Genomic DNA, 509 nt, shown 5'->3' on the forward strand with positions numbered 1-509 from the left:
TACATCCCAGAACCAGTACGTGCAATCGACCTGCCGTTCCTGCTGCCAATCGAAGACGTATTCTCCATCTCCGGTCGTGGTACCGTTGTTACCGGTCGTGTAGAGCGCGGTATCGTTAAAGTAGGTGAAGAAGTTGAAATCGTTGGTATCAAAGATACTGCGAAATCTACCTGTACCGGCGTTGAAATGTTCCGCAAACTGCTGGACGAAGGCCGTGCTGGTGAGAACGTAGGTGTTCTGCTGCGTGGTATCAAACGTGAAGAAATCGAACGTGGTCAGGTACTGGCTAAGCCAGGCTCAATCAAGCCACACACCAAGTTCGAATCTGAAGTGTACATCCTGTCCAAAGACGAAGGCGGCCGTCATACTCCGTTCTTCAAAGGCTACCGTCCACAGTTCTACTTCCGTACAACTGACGTGACCGGTACCATCGAACTGCCAGAAGGCGTAGAGATGGTAATGCCAGGCGACAACATCAAAATGGTTGTTACCCTGATCCACCCAATCGC

1 protein-coding gene is annotated in these 509 nt (G+C 50.9%); it reads left to right on the forward strand.

Annotated elements, in window-relative coordinates; genetic code table 11:
- Window positions 1–509, forward strand: a 509-nt coding sequence (locus tag ACR6JA_RS21955) for an EF-Tu C-terminal domain-related protein (RefSeq protein WP_494599489.1), incomplete at both ends; no start/stop codon positions are given.

The organism is Cedecea sp. B1(4), from assembly GCF_059414925.1.